The organism is Streptomyces sp. NPDC088194 (assembly GCF_040702025.1).
Classification (GTDB): Bacteria; Actinomycetota; Actinomycetes; order Streptomycetales; family Streptomycetaceae; genus Actinacidiphila.
Genome location: NZ_JBFBIV010000005.1, coordinates 79,017 through 99,771, shown reverse-complemented (window position 1 = coordinate 99,771; position 20,755 = coordinate 79,017). Strand labels below are relative to the sequence as shown.

Sequence of the window (20,755 nt, the reverse complement as noted above, 5' to 3'; positions counted from 1 at the left end):
ACCAGTTCGGTACGGCACGGAGGTGTGCGGTGGGCGACTTCGACGCGTTCGAGCGGGAGGCATGGGCCGGCCGGGCGGAGGCGTACGCGCGGAGCTTCGGCATGCTGTGCGCGCACGCCGTGCCCAAGCTGCTGGACGCCGCCGGGGTGGGCGCGGGCGTGCGGGTGCTGGACGTCGGCACCGGGCCCGGCACCGCGGCAGCGCTGGCGGTGCGCCGCGGCGCGGAGGTGTGCGCGGTGGACGCGGAGCCGAGCATGGTCGAGCGGGCGACGCGAGCGGTGCCGGAAGCGGACGTGCGGCACGGGCTGCTGCCCGGACTGCCGTTCGCGGACGGCGAGTTCGACGCGGTGGTGGCGAACTTCGTGCTCAACCACGTGGGGCACCCGGCCGCAGCGCTCGCCGACCTGCGGCGGGTGGCCGGCCCCGGCGGCCGGGTCGCGGTCACGATCTGGGCCGCGCCGCCCGCCCCCGGGCAGGCGCTGCTGGGCCGCGCCCTGGAAGCGGCGGGCGCCGCCCGGCCGTCCTCCGTACCCGCGCTCGCCGCAGAGGACGACTTCCCCCGCACCGAGGAGGGCCTGGCCGGACTGCTGACGGCGGCCGGGCTGACCGGGGCCCGGTGTACGACGCTGCGCTGGGACCACGTGGTCGACCCCGACGTCTGGTGGTCGGGTCCGGCCGCCGGGATCGCCACCATCGGCCAGATCCTGCACGCCCTTCCGCCGGGCACCGTCGCGGAAGTACGCCGCCACTACGACGAGTTGTCGGCGCAGTTCCGCACCCGGGACGGCGCGCTGTCCCTGCCGCACGCCGCGCTGCTGGCCTGGGCGACCACGTCCTGACTCACGCGTAGGGCGCGTCCGGGGTGTAGGGGATGTACGGCGAGACGAAGAGGTAGTCCGGGTCGTGCCCGGGGTCGTGGCCGGTGTGCCGGGCGACCACGAACTGGAAGCCGCGAGGCGGGTCCCCGGGCAGGCCCGAGACGGTGCGGGCGACGGAGTTGCGCAGCATCCGGTAGGCCGGTGCGAGGGTCAGGTCGCCGCCGAACTGCCGCATGACCGCCACGAGTTCGTGGCACAGGTCGTAGAGCGCCTTCTCCCGGCGGCGGGAGGGGAACCACACGATGTGCAGCGGGCGCCGCGGGGTGATCGCGGAGCCCTCCTGCCACGGGGTGGCCCGGCCCTCGGCGTCCTCGGTCCTGAACAGCACATGGAAGTCGTGGCGGGCCGGCTCGGGCGCGAAGAAGCGCCAGTTGGGGATGACGGCGCCGGTGCCGTCGAGGACGGCGAGCCGGTTGAACTCCGGGCGCGGGTGCTGGCTCAGGACGGTGGCGGCGAACCAGGCCGCGAGCGCCGCGATCGCCGCCGCGCCGGCGAGGTCCCGCCCGCCGGCCGGCCCTCCACCGCTAAGCGGGGACATCGGCGGCCCTCCCCCGCGGGAGGCTCGCCGCGGCGAACCCCGCCACCAACTCCGCGACGGCGCGGGCGGAGGCCCGGGCGGCGAGGACCTGTTCGCGCGGGGCGTCCACGGCGTGCACGACCGCGTGCGGGGCGCGGCGCACGTACTCCTCCTGGAGGGCGCGCCTGGCGTCGGGCGGCGGGCCGCCCGGCTCGCACAGGATCAGGCAGGTGGGCACGGCGGCGGCCGGGACCGCGGCCGTACCCGTCCGCCGCCGCGCCGCGCGCAGTGCCCGCCACTCCTGGCGCGCCGCGTTCCAGCCGGCGGCGTCGCGGTAGTGCGCGCGGGCGAGGCCGCGGACGTCCTGGGGCAGCAGGCGCAGCCAGTCCGGGTCGCGGAGCAGTTGGCCCAGGCCGAGGCGCAGGGAGACGGCCATCTGGTCCAGCAGCGCGGTGACTTCGCGGTGTTCGGGGTCGCGGCCACGGTCACCGCCACCGCCTGCCCCGCCGTCGCCCGTGTCGCCGCCGCCCGTGTCGCCGCCACCGCCCGCGGCGCCGTCGCCCCCGTCCGGGTCCTGGCGGGGGGCGTCGTCGGGGTGGTGGGGGTCGACGAGGACGAGGCCCGACAGGTGCCCGTCCAGGCGGGTGGCGGCGGACGCGGCGATGTGACCGCCGAGGCCGTGGCCGACGAGCACGGCCGGCCGGCCGGCCGCGGCGTGGCGGACCAGGTCGGCGAGGTCGGCCGCGGCGCCGTCGAGCCCGGTGCCCGGGCGGGGCCCGCGCAGGGCGGCGCTACCGGCCTGGCCGGCCCGGTGGTAGGTCACCACGGTGTGCCGTTCGGCGAGTTCGCGGACCAGCCACTCGGCCCGTTCGGGGGACTCCGCGAGCGCTCCGCTGACCACCACGACCGGGGTGTCCGGGGCCGGACGGCCACCGGGCGGGTCGATCCGGCGGTGGACGAGCGTGGTGCCCGCGCCGGTGGTGAACCGCCGCTCGTCGCCGCGGCCGCGCAGCACGGTCCGCCGGTCCCTGGCGCGGACGAGCGCCCCGGCGGTCAGGGCCGCGGCCAGCGCGGCGCCCGCGGCGACCGGGAAGGTGTCGTCGCGCCGCTGCACCCGGCCGTCGGCGAGGACGCGTTCGCGCGGGCCGGTGACGTACAGCACCGCCGGGTGCAGCGAGCAGAAGCCGGTGAGGAAGCGGCCCAGGCCCATCACGCCGGCGTTGGCGAGGTGGAAGCCGGCCGCGGCGGCGACCATCGGCCGGGCCGCCCGGCCGCGGGCCAGGTGGACGGCGGGGAACGACGATTCGAGGGCCACCACGCAGGTGCAGACCGCCTTGGCGGCGCGCGGGTGGTCGCGGACCAGCCGCCAGGCGCGCTCCTCGCCGTAGGAGACGGTGCGCAGGATGCCGGGCAGGGCGCGGCCGCTGCGCCAGGTCTCGCTGGACGCCTTGACCCAGCCGGAGGCGGTGTAGGAGAGCACCGACTGCATTCCCGCGAACCACAGGCAGGCGTCGACGGTACGGGGCCGGTCCTCCGCGGCCCGCCCGACCGCCGCCGCGGTCTGCACGAGGAACGCGGCCTGGTCGGCGCCGTCGGTGCCGTAGTGGTTGCGGGGGTAGAGCGCGAGGGACGCGGCGGTGAGCACCAGGTCGGCCGCCAGCCGGCCGCGGCGCGGCAGGGGCAGGGGCAGCAGCAGCGCGCCGGCTGCGGCGACGCGGGCGCCGTGCAGCGCGCGCGTCACGGCGGGCCGGCCCACCACGTCGAGCGCGGCACGGGCCGGGCGCGGCCACCGCGCGAACTGCCCCCGGGCGACCTGCCAGTCGTTGAGGCCGCCGGGGCGGCGGTCGTCGGGGGTGACCAGGTACTCCAGGCTCGCCACCAGGTGGTTGACCGCGCCGAGCCGTTCCATGACGGTCAGCGCGGTGCCGCGGTCGACCGTGGGAGGTGCCACCGCGGCACGCAGCATCCGCCGGAGTCTCGGCACGGGTCTTCCCCTTCACTCGGAGTTCGGAGTTCGGAGTTCGGAGTTCGGCTGGGAGTTCGCCCGGGCCGCAAGGAGCTTGGCGGGGGCGGGAGTTGCCGGGTGTTGGCGGGAGGACACGGGAGGACGCCGACGATCCGCGCACGCGATCGGAGCTGCACGCCGGACCGGGCCGGGTGGCATCGCCCGGCCCGGTACGGCGGGCCCGCCGCTACATGCCCGTCGGCTCGGTCCCGCCGGAGACGCTGATGGACACGCTGACGGAGCAGGTCACCAGGACGACGGACAGGATGGGCGCGACCTCGGTGTTGGCCAGCCGCTGGACGTCGGTGGCACGGAGCGGGACGGCGGCCAGGGCGGTGCTGTCGTTTGCCTTCGCGGCGAGAGGGGACACGGGTTCTCCTTCGGTCGTGGCCGGCCGGGTGGCCGGCCGCCGTTGCGGTCGGGACCCGGACCGCTCCCGGCTCCGGCCGGCGGATTCCGGTCCCGGACCGGCTCCGACCACGTGGGGCCGGGTGGGCCCAGGTCGGGCCCGGCCGAGGAGCGGCGGTGCGGTCGCGCCGTGGCCGGACCGTACACAGGACGCGTCCACGGCGGCGGCCGCGCGACCGGCGAGGGGCGCGCTCCTGCCGCTCCCTGCACGTTCCGTGCCCGTCACGCGTCTCCGCGTCCCCTCGCCGTACGGCGGAGGGGCTGCCGGCGGCGACGCCGTTCAGCATCGCCCACCCGCCGAGCAAAGGTCAACTGATGTGAACGACAAACAACTTGATATTCATCTGAGTTGACGCCGCCTCGCCCCCGCCTTTGCCTGACGCTCGGGCGCACGACGCCGCCCTCTCACGACACGACCGGCACACGCGCTGTCGTACCCCCCTGGTAAACATACGGATGGACAGCGTGAATCACCGAAGTAGAATTGATTCAAGCAAGGAGGTGCTCAGTGGATCTGGTAGCTGTGGGACGGCGAATCCGCCGTGAGCGCGAGCGGGCCGGATACGGCCAGCGGGCCCTCGCCGAACTCGCCGGTCTCTCCCAGCCGACCCTCCACCGCATCGAGCTCGGCACGCGGGCGCAGGTCACCCTTGCCGAGATCGACCGGCTGGCGCACGCCCTGGACCTGCCGGTACGGCAGCTCACGACCGGTAGCCCTGTGCGTGAACGCGTGCATATCGCCGCGCGCATCGACCCCGCGGTCGCCGAGGAGGACAAGGAAGACGCGCTGCGTCTGGTCGTCGAGGTGCTCGAACTCGACGCGCGCCTGGACAGCGGCGCCGGTGACGGTGTGACGGATCGGCCGCCTCGCCGGCCCGCGACCGGGCCGCGCCCGGTCGGCACCTGCGCCACGCCCGAGGAGCAGGGGAAGGCGCTCGCGGAGTCCGTGCGCTCCACGCTCGGCCTCGGCGCGGCACCGATCGCGGACATCGACGAGCTCATCGAGCACCTCACCGGCGTGGACACGGCGGTGCTCCGACTGCCCAAACCCGTCGACGGCTTCACGGTGACCGACCCCGAACGGAACACCACTCTCATCGCGGTCCGCGCGTGCGACGTACCGGAACGGCAGAGGTTCACCTTCGCCCACGAACTCGGGCAGCTTCTCCAGGGCGACGGCACGGAGGTGCACGAGCTGGGTGGCGCCAGAACCCCTGCCGAGCAGCGCTGCGACGCGTTCGCACGGCACCTGCTGGCCCCCCTGACCGGCATCCGGACCTGGCTGGGTCCTCCGGACGAAGGCCCGGACTCCGAAGCCGACGAGCTCGTCGACGAGCGGACCGCCGCTCTGCTGGCACGCCACTTCCGGGTGAGCTTCCCCGTGATGCTGATCCAGCTGGAATGCCTGAACCTGATCTCGGCCGCTCGCAAGAGCTCGCTGAAGGGCCCGACCGGTGTCGAACTCTCGCAGCGCTACGGCTGGGGGCCGGCCTACGAGCAGGAGATCGACGCCTCCCAGACCGTGCGCCCTCCTCGACGCATCCTCGAACGGGCGATGCTCGCGTACCGCGGGCACCGGATCGGGGTGAGAGTGCTGGCGATGCTCGAAGGACGCGGCGTCGAGGAGACGGAGGCCGCCCTGCGCGAAGCCGGGCTCGTACCCGAACCGCAGACACCCAAGCGAGCCGACATCACCCGTCTCGCCGCCAGAGCTCGGCCCGAACCCGACACTGAGGATCACTAGGACTCGGGGGCGGCGCCGCTGCTCATCGGGGACGGGCTGTCAGAGCCGGACAGAGTACCGAACAAAGGGGTGGGGATTGCCCGAGAAGCGTGACGAAGCCGTGGAAGGCGACGGCGGTTCGTCCACCGGGCTCGACTCGCTGTGCGTGCTCGATGCGGTGATCTGCGTCCACTTCGTGGGGGCGAATCTGCAGCGGCTCCTGGTCGACGTACTCCGCGCCGCGCAGTTGGTCCTTCTGGTGCCGGAGGAGGTTCATCAGGAGGTTCTCGGCAAGGCACAGAAGTACGGTTCGATCGAGACGCCTTGGCGCCGGCTGGTCGCGAGCGACTGCGTGCGCGTACTTCCGGCGCTACGGGCCGCCACCGCGCCACCACGGGTCGTCGAGGTCTTCGAGGAGATCCGGGGGTTGCAGTTCGAGAAGGCGCTGCGCCGTCCCAAGGACCTCGGCGAGGCAGTGGTGATCGCCCACGCGGTGGAATTCGTGGAACGCGGCCACGAGGTATTCGTAGCCATCGACGACCAGGAGGGCCAGGCCACCTCCGCACGCTACGACCTCACCGTGCTGACCATCGAGCAGGTCCTGCAACTGGCGATTCTTCACGGCAGGTTCCCTCGGAAGGAGGGGCCCCGGTTCGTCACCGGGGCCCCTCCTTCCGTCCCTGCCGCGGGGAACTACCGCACGAACACGCCCGCCTTGTCGGCCAGGTCGAGGAAGTACTGGGGGGCCAGGCCCAGGACGAGGGTGACCGCGACGCCGACCGCGATCGCGGTGGAGGTCAGCGGGGAGGGCACGGCGACCGAGGGGCCGTCGGGCTTCGGCTCGCTGAAGAACATCAGCACGATGACGCGGATGTAGAAGAACGCCGCGATCGCCGAGGAGATCACACCCACGATCACCAGGGGCATCGCGCCGCCCTGCGCCGCCGCCTTGAAGACCGCGAACTTCCCGGCGAAGCCGGACGTCAGCGGAATGCCGGCGAAGGCGAGCAGGAAGACCGCGAAGACCGCGGCGACCAGGGGCGAGCGCCGGCCCAGCCCCGCCCAGCGGGACAGGTGGGTGGCCTCGCCGCTCGCGTCGCGCACCAGGGTGACCACCGCGAACGCGCCGAGGGTCACGAAGGAGTACGCGGCGAGGTAGAAGAGCACCGAGGACACACCGGACTTGTCGGTGGCGATCACGCCGGCGAGGATGAACCCGGCGTGCGCGACCGAGGAGTAGGCGAGCAGCCGCTTCACGTCGGTCTGGGTGACCGCGATCACCGCACCGGCGATCATCGTGGCGATCGCCACGCCCCACATCACCGGCCGCCAGTCCCAGCGCATCCCGGGCAGCACCACGTACAGCAGCCGCAGCAGGGCGCCGAAGGCGGCGACCTTCGTGGCCGCGGCCATGAACCCGGTGACCGGGGTGGGCGCGCCCTGGTAGACGTCCGGCGTCCACATGTGGAAGGGCACCGCGCCGACCTTGAAGAGCAGCCCGACCGTGACCATCGCCAGCCCGATCAGCAGCAGCGCGTCGTTCCCGGTGGTGTCGGCGAGCGCCGGGGTGATCTTGGCGGTGCCGTCGATCACCGAGGAGATCCCGGAGTACGACACGGTGCCGGCGTAGCCGTACAGCAGGGCGATGCCGAAGAGCAGGAAGGCCGACGAGAAGGCGCCGAGCAGGAAGTACTTGACGGCGGCTTCCTGCGACAGCAGCCGGTTGCGGCGGGCCAGCGCGCACAGGATGTACAGCGGCAGCGAGAAGACCTCAAGGGCGACGAAGAGTGTCAGCAGGTCGTTCGCGGCCGGGAAGACCAGCATCCCGCCGACCGCGAAGAGCAGCAGCGGGAAGACCTCGGTGGTGGTGAACCCGGCCCGTACCGCGGCCTTCTCCTGGTCGCCGCCGGGCACCGCGGAGCCCTGGGCGGCGAAGGAGTCGACGTGGTTGCCGTGCGCCTTCGGGTCGAGCCGGCGCTCGGCGAAGGTGAAGACCGCGACCAGCGCGACCAGCAGGATGGTGCCCTGGAGGAAGAGCGCCGGGCCGTCCACGGCGACCGCGCCCATGGCCGCGATGTGTGCCTTGGTGGTGCCGTAGCCCTTCTCGGCGAGCGCCACCACGGCGGCGAACGCGGCGGCCAGGCCGACCACGGCCAGCACCACCTGCGCGGTGTAGCGGGACCTGCGGGGCACGAACGCCTCGGCGAGCACCCCCACCATCGCCACACCGAAGACGATCAGCACCGGTGAGAGCTGCGCGTACTCGATGTGCGGGGTGGGGAAGCGGTCCGTGGTGGACGCGGCGCTCGTCCACAGGGTGTGGACGGCGGGTCCCGTATGCAGTGCGGCGCTCACTTCTTCGCCTCCAGCGCGGGCTTGGGGTCGGTCTTGTGCACGTCGGAGAGCGTGTGCTTGACCGACGGGTTGACGATGTCCGCCACCGGCTTCGGGTACACGCCGAGGAAGAGCAGCAGGGCGATCAGCGGGGCGACCACCAGCACTTCACGCGCCTTGAGGTCGGCCATGCCCTCGATGCCGGCCTTCACCGGGCCGGTCATGGTCCGCTGGTAGAGGACCAGCACGTACAGCGCGGCGAGCACGATGCCCAGGGTGGCGATGATGCCGAGCACCGGGTAGCGGCTGAACGTGCCGACCAGCACCAGGAACTCGCTGACGAACGGCGCGAGCCCTGGTAGCGACAGCGTGGCCAGACCGCCGATCATGAAGGTGCCGGCGAGCACCGGCGCGACCTTCTGCACCCCGCCGAAGTCGGAGATGATCCGCGACCCGCGCCGGGTGATCAGGAACCCGGCGACCAGCATCAACGCGGCGGTGGAGATGCCGTGGTTGACCATGTAGAGCGTCGCGCCGGACTGGCCCTGGCTGGTCATCGCGAAGATGCCCAGGATGATGAAGCCGAAGTGCGACACGGACGCGTACGCGATCAGCCGCTTGATGTCGCGCTGGCCGACCGCGAGCAGGGCGCCGTAGATGATGCTGATCACCGCGAGCACCAGGATCACCGGCGTCGCCCACTTGGACGCCTCCGGGAAGAGCTGGAGGCAGAAGCGGAGCATCGCGAAGGTGCCGACCTTGTCGACCACCGCGGTGATCAGGACCGCCACCGGCGCGGTGGCCTCGCCCATCGCGTTCGGCAGCCAGGTGTGCAGCGGCCACAGCGGCGCCTTCACCGCGAAGGCGAAGAAGAAGCCGAGGAAGAGCCACCGCTCGGTGGAGGTGGCCAGGTGCAGGTGCCCGGAGGCGCGGGCGGAGAGGATCTCCTGCAACGAGAAGGTCCCGGTGCCCAGTTGCTGCGCGGTGGCGGCGTACAGGCCGATGATCGCGGCCAGCATGATCAGCCCGCCGACCAGGTTGTAGAGCAGGAACTTCACCGCCGCGTACGAGCGCTGGCGGGCCGCCTCCTCCTCCCCTGCCGCGTGCGCGCGGTCGCCGAAGCCGCCGATGAGGAAGTACATCGGGATCAGCATGGCTTCGAAGAAGATGTAGAAGAGGAAGACGTCGGTGGCCTCGAAGGAGAGCACCACCATCGCCTCGACCAGCAGGATCAGCGCGAAGAAGCCCTGGGTGGGCCGCCAGCGCCGGTTGGGGTCGGGCCCTTCGAGCGGGTCGGCGTCATGCCAGCCGGCGAGCATCACGAACGGGATCAGCAGCGCGGTCAGCGCCACCATGACGACCGCGATGCCGTCCACGCCCAGGTCGTAGTGGAGCCCGAAGCTCTTCACCCAGGTGTGCGACTCGGTGAGCTGGTAGCGGTCGCCGTGCGGGTCGAAGCGCACCATCGCGATGATCGCCAGCACCAGCGTGCCGAGCGAGAAGGCCAGCGCCGTGTACTTGGCGGCGACCCTCCGCGCGGCGGGCACGGCCGCGGTGGCGATGGCGCCGACCGCGGGCAGTACCGCAGTGGTGGTCAGCAGAGGAAACGACATGAGCTATCAGACCGCCCTCATGAGAAGGGTCGCGGCGACCACCACCGCGGTACCGCCGAGCATGGAGACGGCGTACGACCTGACGTAGCCGTTCTGGAGCCGGCGGAGCCGTCCGGACAGGCCGCCGACGGAGGCGGCGGTGCCGTTGACGACGCCGTCGACCAGGGAGTGGTCGAGGTAGACCAGCGAGCGGGTCAGGTGCTCGCCGCCGCGGACCAGCACCACGTGGTTGAAGTCGTCCTGGAGCAGGTCGCGGCGGGCCGCCCGGGTGACCAGGCTGCCGCGCGGCGCGGTCGCGGGCACCGACCGGCGCCCGTACATCAGCCAGGCGATGCCGACGCCGACCACCAGGCAGACCAGGGTGGCGGCGGTCAGCGTGCCGGTGCTGAGCGGCGAGTTGCCCTCGCTGTGCCCGGTGACGGGCTCCAGCCACTTCACGAACGCCGAGTTGATGCTGAACAGGCCGCCGGCGAAGACCGAGCCGATCGACAGGATGATCATCGGGACGGTCATCGACTTCGGCGACTCGTGCGGGTGCGGCTCGTGGCCTTCCGCGTCCGGGACCCAGCGCTTCTCGCCGAAGAACGTCATCAGCATCACCCGCGTCATGTAGAACGCGGTGATCGCGGCGCCCAGCAGGGCCGCGCTGCCGAGAATCCAGCCCTCGGTGCCACCCTTGGCGTAGGCCGCCTCGATGATCTTGTCCTTGGAGAAGAAGCCGGACAGCCCGGGGAAGCCGATGATCGCGAGGTAGCCCAGGCCGAAGGTGACGAAGGTGATCGGCATGAACTTGCGCAGGCCGCCGTAGCGGCGCATGTCCACCTCGTCGTTCATGCCGTGCATCACCGAGCCGGCGCCGAGGAACAGCCCGGCCTTGAAGAAGCCGTGCGTGACCAGGTGCATGATCGCGAAGACGTAGCCGATCGGGCCGAGCCCGGCCGCCATGATCATGTAGCCGATCTGCGACATCGTGGAGCCGGCCAGCGCCTTCTTGATGTCGTCCTTGGCGCAACCGACGATCGCACCGAAGAGCAGCGTGACCGCGCCGACGGTGACCACCGCGGTCTGCGCGTCCGGCGCCGCGTTGAAGATCGCGCCGGAGCGGACGATCAGGTAGACGCCCGCGGTCACCATGGTCGCGGCGTGGATCAGGGCCGAGACCGGGGTCGGGCCCTCCATCGCGTCGCCGAGCCAGGACTGCAGCGGCACCTGGGCCGACTTGCCGCAGGCGGCGAGGAGCAGCATGAAGCCGATGCCGGTGATCGTGGCGTGCTGGGTGGCGGAGGCGCCCGCCGCCCTCGGCAGCACGTTGGAGAACGCGAACGAGCCGAAGGTGGTGAACATCAGCATGATGCCGATGGACAGGCCCATGTCGCCGACCCGGTTGACCAGGAACGCCTTCTTCGCCGCGGTCGCCGCGCTCGGCTTGTGCTGCCAGAAGCCGATCAGCAGGTAGGACGCCAACCCGACGCCCTCCCAACCCGCGTACAGCAGAAGGTAGTTGTCGGCGAGCACCAGCAGCATCATCGCCGCGAGGAAGAGGTTGAGGTAGCCGAAGAAGCGGCGGCGGCGCTCGTCGTGCTCCATGTAGCCGATCGAGTAGATGTGGATCAGCGTGCCCACACCGGTGATCAGCAGCACGAACGTCATCGACAGCTGGTCGAGTTGGAAGCCGACCTGCGCCTGGAAGCCCTCCACCGGCACCCAGGTGAACAGGTGCGAGTGCAGGGCGCGGGCGTCGGCGTGCTTGCCGAGCATGTTGACGAAGAGCACCACGCCGAGCACGAACGACAGCAGCGCGAGCAGCGTGCCCAGCAGGTGGCCGGTGCGGTCCAGCCGGCGGCCGCCGGTGAGCAGGATGCCCGCGCCCAGCAGCGGTGCCGCGACGAGCAGTCCGATCAGGGTTTCCACGTCTCGCAGCCCCTTACAGCTTCATCAGGTTCGCGTCGTCGACCGAGGCCGAGTGGCGGGTTCGGTAGATCGACACGATGATCGCCAGGCCCACCACGACTTCGGCGGCGGCCACGACCATCGTGAAGAACGCGATGACCTGCCCGTCGAGGTTGCCGTGCAGCCGGGAGAAGGTGACGAACGCCAGGTTGCAGGCGTTCAACATCAGCTCCACGCACATGAACACGACGATCGCGTTGCGCCGGATCAGCACTCCCGCCGCGCCGATGGTGAACAACAGCGCCGCGAGATAGAGGTAGTTCGCCGGGTTCACTTCGCACCCTCCTCGGCGGAGGCCGGGGCCCGCTCGCCGTCTTGCTCCAACTCGGGCTGTTCCGGAGCGCGTTCCAGCCACTCGTCGGAGCGCTGGTCCAGTTCGGCCAGCCGCCGCATCGCGTCCCGCGACACGTCGCGGATCTGGCCGCGCTCGCGCAGCGTGGAACTGACCGACAGTTCGGAGACCGAGCCGTCGGGCAGCAGCGCCGGGACGTCCACCGCGTTGTGCCGGGCGTAGGTGCCGGGCGCCGGCAGCGGGGTGACCTGCTTGCCCTCGCGGACCCGGGCCTCGGCCAGCTCGCGCTGGGTGCGCCGCTCCTCGGTCCGCTCGCGGTGGGTGAGCACCATCGCGCCGATCGCGGCGGTGATCAGCAGCGCGCCGGTGATCTCGAACGCCCACACGTACTTGGTGAAGACCAGGTGGGCCAGGCCCTGGACGTTGCCGCCGTCCGCCGCGTTGGCCCCGCCGGTGCCGGCGAAGGTGTCCAGGGAGGCGTTGGCGATGCCGGCGATCAGCAGGATGCCGAAGCCGAGGCCGCACACCGCGGCCATCCACCGCTGTCCCTTCAGCGTCTCCTTGAGCGAGTCGGCGGCGGTGATGCCGACCAGCATGACGACGAAGAGGAAGAGCATCATGATCGCGCCGGTGTAGACGACGATCTGCACCACGCCGAGGAAGTACGCGCCCTGGGCGAGGTAGAAGACCGCGAGGACGATCATGGTGCCGGCCAGCGACAGCGCGCTGTGCACCGACTTCTTCATCAGCACGGTGCCCAGCGCGCCGATCACGGCGACGGTGCCCAGCACCCAGAACTGCACGGCCTCGCCGGTGGAGGTCTGGTAGCCGGCGGCGAGTTGCAGCGACTGCATCGAGCCGGTCATGCTTCCTCCCCCGTCCCGGCCGGGGCGGCGCCGCCGGGGGCGACGGTCTCGGCCGCCTCCGGCTCACCGGTGTACGGGTTCTCCACCGGCACCGACTCGTCCGCCTTCTCGCCCTTGGAGACGGCGACCTGCCGTACGGTGCCGGGCGCGGCCTCGGTGACCTGGCCGCGGTAGTAGTCGCCCTCGTCCATGCCGGGGAAGATCGAGTGCGGCGACTCGACCATGCCCTCCTCCAGGCCGGCGAGCAGCTGCTCCTTGGTGAAGATCAGCGACTCGCGGGTGCGGTCGGCGAGTTCGTACTCGTTGGTCATGGTCAGCGCGCGGGTCGGGCACGCCTCGATGCACAGCCCGCACAGGATGCAGCGGGCGTAGTTGATCTGGTAGACGCGGCCGTAGCGCTCACCCGGGGAGTAGCGCTCCTCCTCGGTGTTGTCCGCGCCCTCCACGTAGATCGCGTCGGCCGGGCAGGCCCAGGCGCACAGCTCGCAGCCGATGCACTTCTCCAGCCCGTCCGGGTGCCGGTTGAGCTGGTGGCGGCCGTGGAAACGCGGCGCGGTCGGCTTCTTGTACTCGGGGTACTGCTCGGTCAGCCGCTTCTTGAACATGGCCTTGAAGGTCACGCCGAAGCCCGCGACCGGGTCCAGGAACTCAGGCATCGCCGTCCTCCGTGTTCTCCGTCTGCGCGGCGTCCTGTCCGGGCGAGCCGGACACGCCGGACGCACCAGGTGCGCCTACGAGTTGGGCCTGTGCACGGCTGGGCCGCCGTGGCACCCGCTCGGGCTGCTGGCCCGGCAGCGGGGGCACCGGATAGCCGCCCGCCATCGGGTCGAACCGCTCCTGCGGGGCCAGGGCGCCGCCGCCCGCGGCTTCCTTCCGTTTCTCCTCGCGGTCCCGGAAGACGTCGATGACCAGCGAGATCAGCAGCAGCGCGACGACCGCGCCACCGATGTACAGCACGATCTTCGTGAAGTCGTAGTTCTCGTTGCGCATCGCCTTCACGGCGGCGACCAGCATCAGCCAGACCATCGAGACCGGGATGAGCACCTTCCAGCCGAGCTTCATCAGCTGGTCGTAGCGGACCCGGGGCAGGGTGCCGCGCAGCCAGATGAAGAAGAAGAGCAGCAGCTGGACCTTGATCACGAACCAGAGCAGCGGCCACCAGCCGTGGTTGGCGCCGTCCCAGAAGGTGGTGATCGGCCAGGGTGCCCGCCAGCCGCCGAGGAAGAGGGTGGTGGCGACCGCGGAGACCGTCACCATGTTGACGTACTCGGCGAGCATGAACAGCGCGAACTTGATCGAGCTGTACTCGGTGTTGAAGCCGCCGACCAGGTCGCCCTCGGACTCCGGCATGTCGAACGGCGCCCGGTTGGTCTCGCCGATCATCGTGCAGATGTACACCAGGAAGGAGACCGGCAGCAGGATGATGTACCAGCGGCCGTGCTGCGCCTCGACGATGGTCGAGGTGGACATCGAGCCGGAGTAGAGGAAGACCGCTGCGAAGGACAGGCCCATCGCGATCTCGTAGGAGATCATCTGCGCGGAGGCGCGCAGGCCGCCCAGCAGCGGGTACGTCGAGCCGGACGACCAGCCGGCGAGCACGATGCCGTAGATGCCGACCGACGCCGTGGCCAGGATGTAGAGGATGCCGATCGGCAGGTCGGTGAGCTGCATCGCGGTGCGGTGGCCGAAGATGGACACCTCGTTGTCGGCCGGGCCGAAGGGGATCACCGCGAACGACATGAAGGCGGGGATCGCGGCCACGATCGGCGCGAGGATGAAGACCACCTTGTCCGCGCGCTTGACGGTGAGGTCTTCCTTCAGCATCAGCTTGATGCCGTCGGCGAGCGACTGGAGCATGCCCCAGGGGCCGTGCCGGTTCGGGCCGATCCGCAACTGCATCCAGGCGACGACCTTGCGCTCCCACACGATGGAGAAGAGCACGGTCAGCATCGCGAACGCGAAGCAGAACACCGCCTTGATGACGATCAGCCACCACGGGTCGGTGCCGAAGAACGACAGGTTCTCCGTGGTGGTGGCGGCGAGTTGGCTCCCGCCGGTGGACAGGGCGGTCATGACTGGACCTCCGCGCTGAGCGAGACGACCTGCCCGGGTCGGGCACCGGTGTCCGAAGTGACGCCGTGGCCAACGGAGTTGAGCGGCACCCAGACCACCCGGTCCGGCATCGGGGTGACGGCCAGCGGCAGCGCCACGGTGCCGTCCGGGCCGGCCACGGTGAGGATCTCGCCGTCGCCCACCCCGACCTCCGCGGCGGTCGCGGCCGACAGCCGGGCGACGGCCGCGTGCCGGGTGGCGGCCAGCGCGTCGTCGCCGTCCTGCAGCCGGCCCTGGTCGAGCAGCAGCCGGTGCCCGGCGAGCACCGCCTGGCCCGAACCGGGCCTGGGCAGCGGCACGGACGTCTCGGCGGGCGCGGTCGCGTGGGTGCCGGACCATCCCCCTGCCTGCGGCGTGGGAGCCCCCACGAGCCGGTCGAGTTCGCGGCGCGCGGCCCGCACGTCGGACAGGCCGAGTGCGACGTCCATCGCGTCGGCGAGCATCGTCAGCACCCGGGCGTCCGGGAGCTGGTGCCGGGTGGTGGCCTGGTCGGGCTTGATCGCGGCCTCGAACATCCGGGCCCGGCCCTCCCAGTTGAGGAAGGTGCCGGACTTCTCGACGACCGCGGCGACCGGCAGCACCACGTCGGCGCGCTCGGTGGCCTCGCTCGGCCGCTGCTCCAGGCTGACCAGGAACCCGACGTTGCCGAAGGCGATCCGGGCCCGGGCCGGGTCCGGCAGGTCCGCGACCTCGACGCCGCCGACCACCAGCGCGGCCAGCTCGCCGTCCGCCGCGGCCTCCACGATCTGCCCGGTGTCGCGGCCGAACCGGGTCGGCAGGGCCGGCAGGCCCCACACCCGGGCGACCTCGTCCCGGCCGCGCGGGTCGGTGACCGGGCGCCCGCCGGGCAGCAGCCCGGGCAGCACCCCCGCCTCGACCGCGCCGCGCTCGCCGGCCCGGCGCGGAATCCACGCCGTCCGGGCGCCGGTCGCGGTGGCCAGCCGCAGCACGGCGGTCAACCCGCCGGGCACCGCGGCCAGCCGCTCGCCGACCAGGATCACCGCGCCGGGCTTGCGCAGCGCCTCCGCGGCCAGCCGACCCGCCTCGTCCAGGCCCACCCCGCCGGCCAGCGCGTCCAGCCACTCCGGTTCGGTGCCGGGCGCGGCCGGCAGCAGGATGCCGCCGGCCTTCTCCAGGCCGCGCGAGGTGTAGGTGGCCAGGGCGTACGCCTGCTGCTTGCTCTTGCGGTGCGCCTTGCGCAACCGCAGGAAGACACCCGGGGCCTCCTCCTCGGCCTCGAGTCCGGCCAGCAGCACGGTCGGCGCCTGCTCCAGCGCCTGGTTGGTCACCCCGCTGCCGTCCAGGTCGACGCCGTGTCCCGCTACGTGGGCGGCGAGGAAGTCGGCCTCCTCGGCGGAGTGCGCGCGGGCCCGGAAGTCCACGTCGTTGGTGCCGAGCGCGACCCGGGCGAACTTGCCGTACGCGTAGGAGTCCTCGACGGTGAGCCGGCCGCCGGCCAGCACCGCGGCCCGGCCGTGCGCCGCGGTCAGTCCCGCCGCCGCGGCGGCCAGCGCCTCCGGCCAGCTGGCGGGGGCGAGTTCACCGTCGGCGCCGCGCACCAGCGGGTGGGTGAGGCGCTCGGGCCGCTGCGCGTAGCGGAAGCCGAACCGGCCCTTGTCGCACAGCCACTCCTCGTTGACCTCCGGGTCGTTGGCGGCCATCCGCCGCATGACCTTGCCGCGGCGGTGGTCGGTACGGGTGGCGCAGCCGCCGGCGCAGTGCTCGCACACCGACGGCGAGGAGACCAGGTCGAAGGGGCGGGAGCGGAACCGGTAGGCGGCGGAGGTGAGCGCGCCGACCGGGCAGATCTGGATGGTGTTGCCGGAGAAGTACGACTCGAACGGGTCGCCCTCGCCGATGCCGACCTGCTGGAGCGCGCCGCGTTCGAGCAGTTCGATCATCGGGTCGCCGGCGATCTGCTGGCTGAACCGGGTGCAGCGCGCGCACAGCACGCACCGCTCGCGGTCCAGCAGCACCTGCGCGGAGATCGGCACCGGCTTCTCGAAGGTGCGCTTGCGGCCCTCGAAGCGGGAGTCGGGGTCGCCGACCGACATCGCCTGGTTCTGCAGCGGGCACTCGCCGCCCTTGTCGCAGACCGGGCAGTCCAGCGGGTGGTTGATCAGCAGCAGCTCCATCACCCCGCGCTGCGCCTTCTCGGCGACCGGCGAGGTGAGCTGGGTGGTGATCACCATGCCGTCGGTGCAGGTGATGGTGCAGGAGGCGACCGGCTTGCGCTGGCCCTCGATCTCCACGATGCACTGGCGGCAGGCGCCGGCCGGGTCGAGCAGCGGGTGGTCGCAGAACCGGGGGATCTCGATGCCCAGTTGCTCGGCGGCGCGGATCACCAGGGTGCCCTTGGCCACCGAGATCGGGATGCCGTCGATGGTGACCGAGATCAGGTCTTCAGGGGGCGGCGCCGGCTGCCCACCGGAGGGTGCGTTCGTAGTGATGGTCACGCGTGGGCCTCCGTACGGGACTTGTCGGCCCAGGCGGTGGAGCGGGCCGGGTCGAAGGGGCAGCCCTTCTGCTCGATGTGCTCCTCGTACTCCGAGCGGAAGTACTTCAGCGAGGAGAAGATCGGGGCGGCGGCACCGTCGCCCAGGGCGCAGAAGGACTTGCCGTTGATGTTGTCGGCGATGTCCTGGAGCTTGTCGAGGTCTTCCGGCCGGCCCTTCCCGGCCTCGATGTCCCGCAGCAACTGGACCAGCCAGTAGGTGCCTTCACGGCACGGCGTGCACTTGCCGCACGACTCGTGGGCGTAGAACTCGGTCCAGCGGGTGACGGCCCGCACCACGCAGGTCGTCTCGTCGAAGCACTGCAGGGCCTTGGTGCCGAGCATGGAGCCGGCCGCGCCGACGCCCTCGTAGTCCAGCGGCACGTCGAGGTGCTCGTCGGTGAACATCGGGGTCGAGGAGCCGCCGGGGGTCCAGAACTTCAGCCGGTGGCCGGGGCGCATCCCGCCGCCCATGTCGAGCAGTTGGCGCAGCGTGATGCCGAGCGGGCCTTCGTACTGGCCGGGGCGGGCGACGTGGCCGGAGAGCGAGTACAGCGTGAAGCCCGGGGACTTCTCGCTGCCCATCGACTTGAACCACTCCTTGCCGCGCTGGATGATCGCGGGAACCGAGGCGATCGACTCCACGTTGTTCACCACGGTGGGGCAGGCGTACAGGCCCTCCACGGCGGGGAACGGCGGGCGGAGCCGGGGCTGGCCGCGGCGGCCCTCCAGGGAGTCCAGCAGCGCGGTCTCCTCGCCGCAGATGTAGGCGCCGGCGCCCGCGTGCACGGTGAGTTCGAGGTCGAAGCCGGTGCCCTTGATGTTCTTGCCGAGGTAGCCGGCGGCGTACGCCTCGCGCACCGCCTCGTGCAGCCGGCGCAGCACCGGGACGACCTCGCCGCGCAGGTAGATGAAGGCGTGGTGCGAGCGGATCGCGTAGCACGCGATCACGATGCCCTCGATCAGGGAGTGCGGGTTGGCGAAGAGCAGCGGGATGTCCTTGCAGGTGCCCGGCTCGGACTCGTCGGCGTTGACCACCAGGTAGTGCGGCTTGCCGTCGCCCTGCGGGATGAACTGCCACTTCATGCCGGTGGGGAAGCCCGCGCCGCCGCGGCCGCGCAGGCCGGAGTCCTTGACGTAGGCGATCAGGTCGTCCGGGGCCATCGCGAGCGCCTTGGTGAGCGCTTCGTACCCGTCGTGCCTGCGGTAGGTCTCCAGCGTCCACGACCGCGGGTCGTCCCAGAACGCCGACAGTACGGGCGCGAGCAGTTTCTCGGCCGGTTCGACGGTCATCACTCGCCCTCCTCCTCGGTGGCGTGGTCCACGTGCTCGGCCACCGGGTCCGCGGGGTGGGCCGGGTCGGACTCGGCGGTCTGCGCGGGCGCGTCGTGCGAGCTGGGGTGCTGCGCGGGCGACGGCGAGGTGGCGGTGTCGTACGTCCCGGCTTCGCCGCTCGGCGAGGCGTCGCGCTGGCCGACCACCTTCGGCGCGGGCAGCTCGCCGCGGTGCAGCCGCAGGCCCGCCAGCGAGGCGGGGCCGGCGCCGCCGGTCGCCTCGACGGCGCCCTCGCGCTCGTCGGGGAAGCCGGCCAGGATGCGGGCGGTCTGCCGGTAGGTGCACAGCGGGGCGCCGCGGGTCGGGCGGACCTCGCGGCCGGCGATCAGGTCATCGACGAGCTGCTTGGCCGACTCGGGGGTCTGGTCGTCGAAGAACTCCCAGTTGACCATCACCACGGGCGCGAAGTCGCAGGCCGCGTTGCACTCGATGTGTTCGAGGGTGACCTTGCCGTCCTCGGTGGTCTCGTCGTTGCCGACCCCGAGGTGCTCCTTCAGCTCCTCGAAGATCGCGTCGCCGCCCATCACCGCGCACAGCGTGTTGGTGCAGACGCCGACCTGGTACTCGCCGGACGGCTTGCGCCGGTACATCGTGTAGAAGGTGGCGACCGCGGTGACCTCGGCGGTGGTGAGGCCCAGTTGCTCGGCGCAGAACCGGATGCCGGTGCGGGTGACGTACCCCTCCTCGGACTGCACCAGGTGCAGCAGCGGCAGCAGCGCGCTGCGCGAGCCGGGGTAGCGGGCGATCACCTCCTTGGCGTCGGTCTCCAGCCGGGCCCGGACGTCGGCCGGGTAGTCGGGGGCGGGCATTTCGGGGATGCCCAGGGACACACCGGGGGAGCCGCTGCCCTGTGAGAGCTCGGTCATCGGTCGACACCTCCCATCACGGGGTCGATGGACGCCACCGCCACGATGACGTCGGCCACCTGGCCGCCCTCGCACATCGCGGCCATGGACTGCAGGTTGGTGAAGGACGGGTCGCGGAAGTGCACCCGGTACGGGCGGGTGCCGCCGTCGCTGACGACGTGCACGCCCAGCTCGCCCTTGGCCGACTCGACGGCGGCGTACGCCTGTCCCGGCGGTACCCGGAAGCCCTCGGTGACCAGCTTGAAGTGGTGGATCAGGGCCTCCATGGAGGTGCCCATGATCTTCTTGATGTGGTCCAGGGAGTTGCCCATGCCGTCCGGGCCGAGCGCGAGTTGCGCGGGCCAGGCGATCTTCTTGTCCTCGACCATCACCGGCCCGGGGGCGAGCCGGTCCAGGCACTGCTCGACGATCCGCAGGCTCTGGTGCATCTCCTCCAGGCGGACCCGGAAGCGGCCGTAGGAGTCGCAGGTGTCGGTGGTCGGCACCTCGAAGTCGTAGTTCTCGTAGCCGCAGTACGGGTCGGCCTTGCGCAGGTCGTGCGGCAGGCCGGCGGCGCGCAGGATCGGGCCGGTGGCGCCGAGCGCCATGCAGCCGGTCAGGTCCAGGTAGCCGACGTCCTGCATCCGGCCCTTGAAGATCGGGTTGCCGGTGGCGAGCTTGTCGTACTCCGGCAGGTTCTTCCGGAACTTCTTCACGAACTCGCGGATCTGGTCGACCGCGCCGGGCGGCAGGTCCTGGGCGAGGCCGCCGGGGCGGACGTACGCGTGGTTCATCCGCAGGCCGGTGACCAGCTCGAAGATGTCGAGGATGTACTCGCGGTCGCGGAAGCCGTAGATCATGATGGTGGTCGCGCCCAGCTCCATGCCGCCGGTGGCGATGCAGACCAGGTGGGAGGCGATCCGGTTGAGCTCCATCATCAGCACCCGGATGACGCTGGCCCGGTCCGGGATCTGGTCGGTGATGCCGAGCAGCTTCTCCACCGCGAGGCAGTAGGCGGTCTCGTTGAACAGCGGCGTGAGGTAGTCCATGCGCGTCACGAAGGTGGACCCCTGGGTCCACGTCCGGAACTCCATGTTCTTCTCGATGCCGGTGTGCAGGTAGCCGATGCCGGAGCGGGCCTCGGTGACCGTCTCGCCGTCGATCTCCAGGATCAGCCGGAGCACGCCGTGGGTGGACGGGTGCTGCGGGCCCATGTTGACGATGATCCGCTCGTCGTCGGCCTTGCCCACGGTCTCGGCGAGCTCGTCCCAGTCCCCGCCGGTGACGGTGAACACCCGGCCCTCGGTGGTCTCCCGCTCCTCGGCTTGTTGGGGGGCGGTGTATCCATAGCTCATGAACAGCCTCCCGCAGGGAGTCGTTGAG

16 protein-coding genes are annotated in these 20,755 nt (G+C 71.7%); 2 read left to right on the top strand and 14 right to left on the bottom strand.

Features of this window, described 5'->3' with window-relative positions:
- The first annotated feature begins 29 nt into the window (after positions 1 to 29).
- On the top strand, positions 30 to 839 hold the full coding sequence (locus AB0399_RS03920) for a class I SAM-dependent methyltransferase (protein ID WP_366410125.1): 810 nt from the start codon (positions 30 to 32) through the stop codon (positions 837 to 839).
- Position 840: 1 nt separating this feature from the next.
- On the opposite strand, the gene AB0399_RS03915 is transcribed toward AB0399_RS03920, so the two are convergent.
- The 3 genes from AB0399_RS03915 to AB0399_RS03905 all read right to left on the bottom strand — a co-directional run bounded on the left by AB0399_RS03915 (position 841) and on the right by AB0399_RS03905 (position 3,770).
- A complete protein-coding gene (locus AB0399_RS03915; RefSeq protein WP_366410124.1) occupies positions 841 to 1,416 on the bottom strand; it encodes a hypothetical protein in 576 nt (191 codons plus the stop codon).
- Positions 1,403 to 3,379 carry an alpha/beta fold hydrolase gene (locus tag AB0399_RS03910; protein WP_366410123.1) on the bottom strand — a complete coding sequence of 659 codons (1,977 nt, stop codon included), beginning with the start codon at positions 3,377 to 3,379 and terminating at the stop codon, positions 1,403 to 1,405. Before AB0399_RS03910 ends, AB0399_RS03915 begins: the two co-directional genes overlap by 14 nt.
- A 208-nt stretch (positions 3,380 to 3,587) precedes the next feature.
- Positions 3,588 to 3,770, bottom strand: a complete 183-nt coding sequence (locus tag AB0399_RS03905; RefSeq protein WP_328467855.1) for a hypothetical protein — start codon at positions 3,768 to 3,770, stop codon at positions 3,588 to 3,590.
- Positions 3,771 to 4,316: 546 nt separating this feature from the next.
- On the opposite strand from AB0399_RS03905, the gene AB0399_RS03900 reads away from it, so the two are divergent.
- On the top strand, positions 4,317 to 5,552 hold the full coding sequence (locus AB0399_RS03900; RefSeq protein ID WP_366410122.1) for an XRE family transcriptional regulator: 1,236 nt from the start codon (positions 4,317 to 4,319) through the stop codon (positions 5,550 to 5,552).
- A gap of 672 nt (positions 5,553 to 6,224) precedes the next feature.
- Here the strand turns inward: AB0399_RS03900 and nuoN are convergent.
- Genes nuoN through AB0399_RS03845 form a run of 11 tightly spaced genes read right to left on the bottom strand, consistent with a single transcriptional unit; the run spans position 6,225 to position 20,727 of the window.
- Positions 6,225 to 7,874 carry an NADH-quinone oxidoreductase subunit NuoN gene (gene nuoN / locus AB0399_RS03895; RefSeq protein WP_329374035.1) on the bottom strand — a complete coding sequence of 550 codons (1,650 nt, stop codon included), beginning with the start codon at positions 7,872 to 7,874 and terminating at the stop codon, positions 6,225 to 6,227.
- 8 nt (positions 7,875 to 7,882) lie between these two features.
- Positions 7,883 to 9,478, bottom strand: a complete 1,596-nt coding sequence (locus AB0399_RS03890) for an NADH-quinone oxidoreductase subunit M (protein ID WP_329365948.1) — start codon at positions 9,476 to 9,478, stop codon at positions 7,883 to 7,885.
- Positions 9,479 to 9,484: 6 nt separating this feature from the next.
- Positions 9,485 to 11,389 (bottom strand): NADH-quinone oxidoreductase subunit L, encoded by a 1,905-nt coding sequence (nuoL, locus tag AB0399_RS03885; RefSeq protein WP_366410121.1) that lies wholly within the window; start codon positions 11,387 to 11,389, stop codon positions 9,485 to 9,487.
- Between the two features lie 13 nt (positions 11,390 to 11,402).
- On the bottom strand, positions 11,403 to 11,702 hold the full coding sequence (gene nuoK, locus AB0399_RS03880) for an NADH-quinone oxidoreductase subunit NuoK (protein WP_103887016.1): 300 nt from the start codon (positions 11,700 to 11,702) through the stop codon (positions 11,403 to 11,405).
- Positions 11,699 to 12,586: an NADH-quinone oxidoreductase subunit J gene (locus tag AB0399_RS03875; RefSeq protein WP_328467843.1), complete on the bottom strand. Its 888-nt coding sequence runs from the start codon at positions 12,584 to 12,586 to the stop codon at positions 11,699 to 11,701. The genes nuoK and AB0399_RS03875 overlap by 4 nt, the downstream gene beginning before the upstream one ends.
- On the bottom strand, positions 12,583 to 13,242 hold the full coding sequence (gene nuoI, locus AB0399_RS03870; RefSeq protein WP_328467841.1) for an NADH-quinone oxidoreductase subunit NuoI: 660 nt from the start codon (positions 13,240 to 13,242) through the stop codon (positions 12,583 to 12,585). The genes AB0399_RS03875 and nuoI overlap by 4 nt, the downstream gene beginning before the upstream one ends.
- Positions 13,235 to 14,659, bottom strand: a complete 1,425-nt coding sequence (nuoH, locus tag AB0399_RS03865) for an NADH-quinone oxidoreductase subunit NuoH (RefSeq protein WP_328467839.1) — start codon at positions 14,657 to 14,659, stop codon at positions 13,235 to 13,237. The genes nuoI and nuoH overlap by 8 nt, the downstream gene beginning before the upstream one ends.
- Positions 14,656 to 17,154, bottom strand: a complete 2,499-nt coding sequence (locus AB0399_RS03860) for an NADH-quinone oxidoreductase subunit G (protein ID WP_366410120.1) — start codon at positions 17,152 to 17,154, stop codon at positions 14,656 to 14,658. Before AB0399_RS03860 ends, nuoH begins: the two co-directional genes overlap by 4 nt.
- Positions 17,151 to 18,485, bottom strand: coding sequence for an NADH-quinone oxidoreductase subunit NuoF (gene nuoF / locus AB0399_RS03855; RefSeq protein ID WP_329365953.1), 1,335 nt, complete (start codon positions 18,483 to 18,485; stop codon positions 17,151 to 17,153). The genes AB0399_RS03860 and nuoF overlap by 4 nt, the downstream gene beginning before the upstream one ends.
- Positions 18,485 to 19,393 (bottom strand): NADH-quinone oxidoreductase subunit NuoE, encoded by a 909-nt coding sequence (nuoE, locus tag AB0399_RS03850; protein ID WP_366410119.1) that lies wholly within the window; start codon positions 19,391 to 19,393, stop codon positions 18,485 to 18,487. Before nuoE ends, nuoF begins: the two co-directional genes overlap by 1 nt.
- Complete coding sequence (locus AB0399_RS03845) at positions 19,390 to 20,727, bottom strand: NADH-quinone oxidoreductase subunit D (protein ID WP_328467831.1); 1,338 nt, start codon at positions 20,725 to 20,727, stop codon at positions 19,390 to 19,392. The genes nuoE and AB0399_RS03845 overlap by 4 nt, the downstream gene beginning before the upstream one ends.
- Between the last annotated feature and the right edge of the window lie 28 nt (positions 20,728 to 20,755).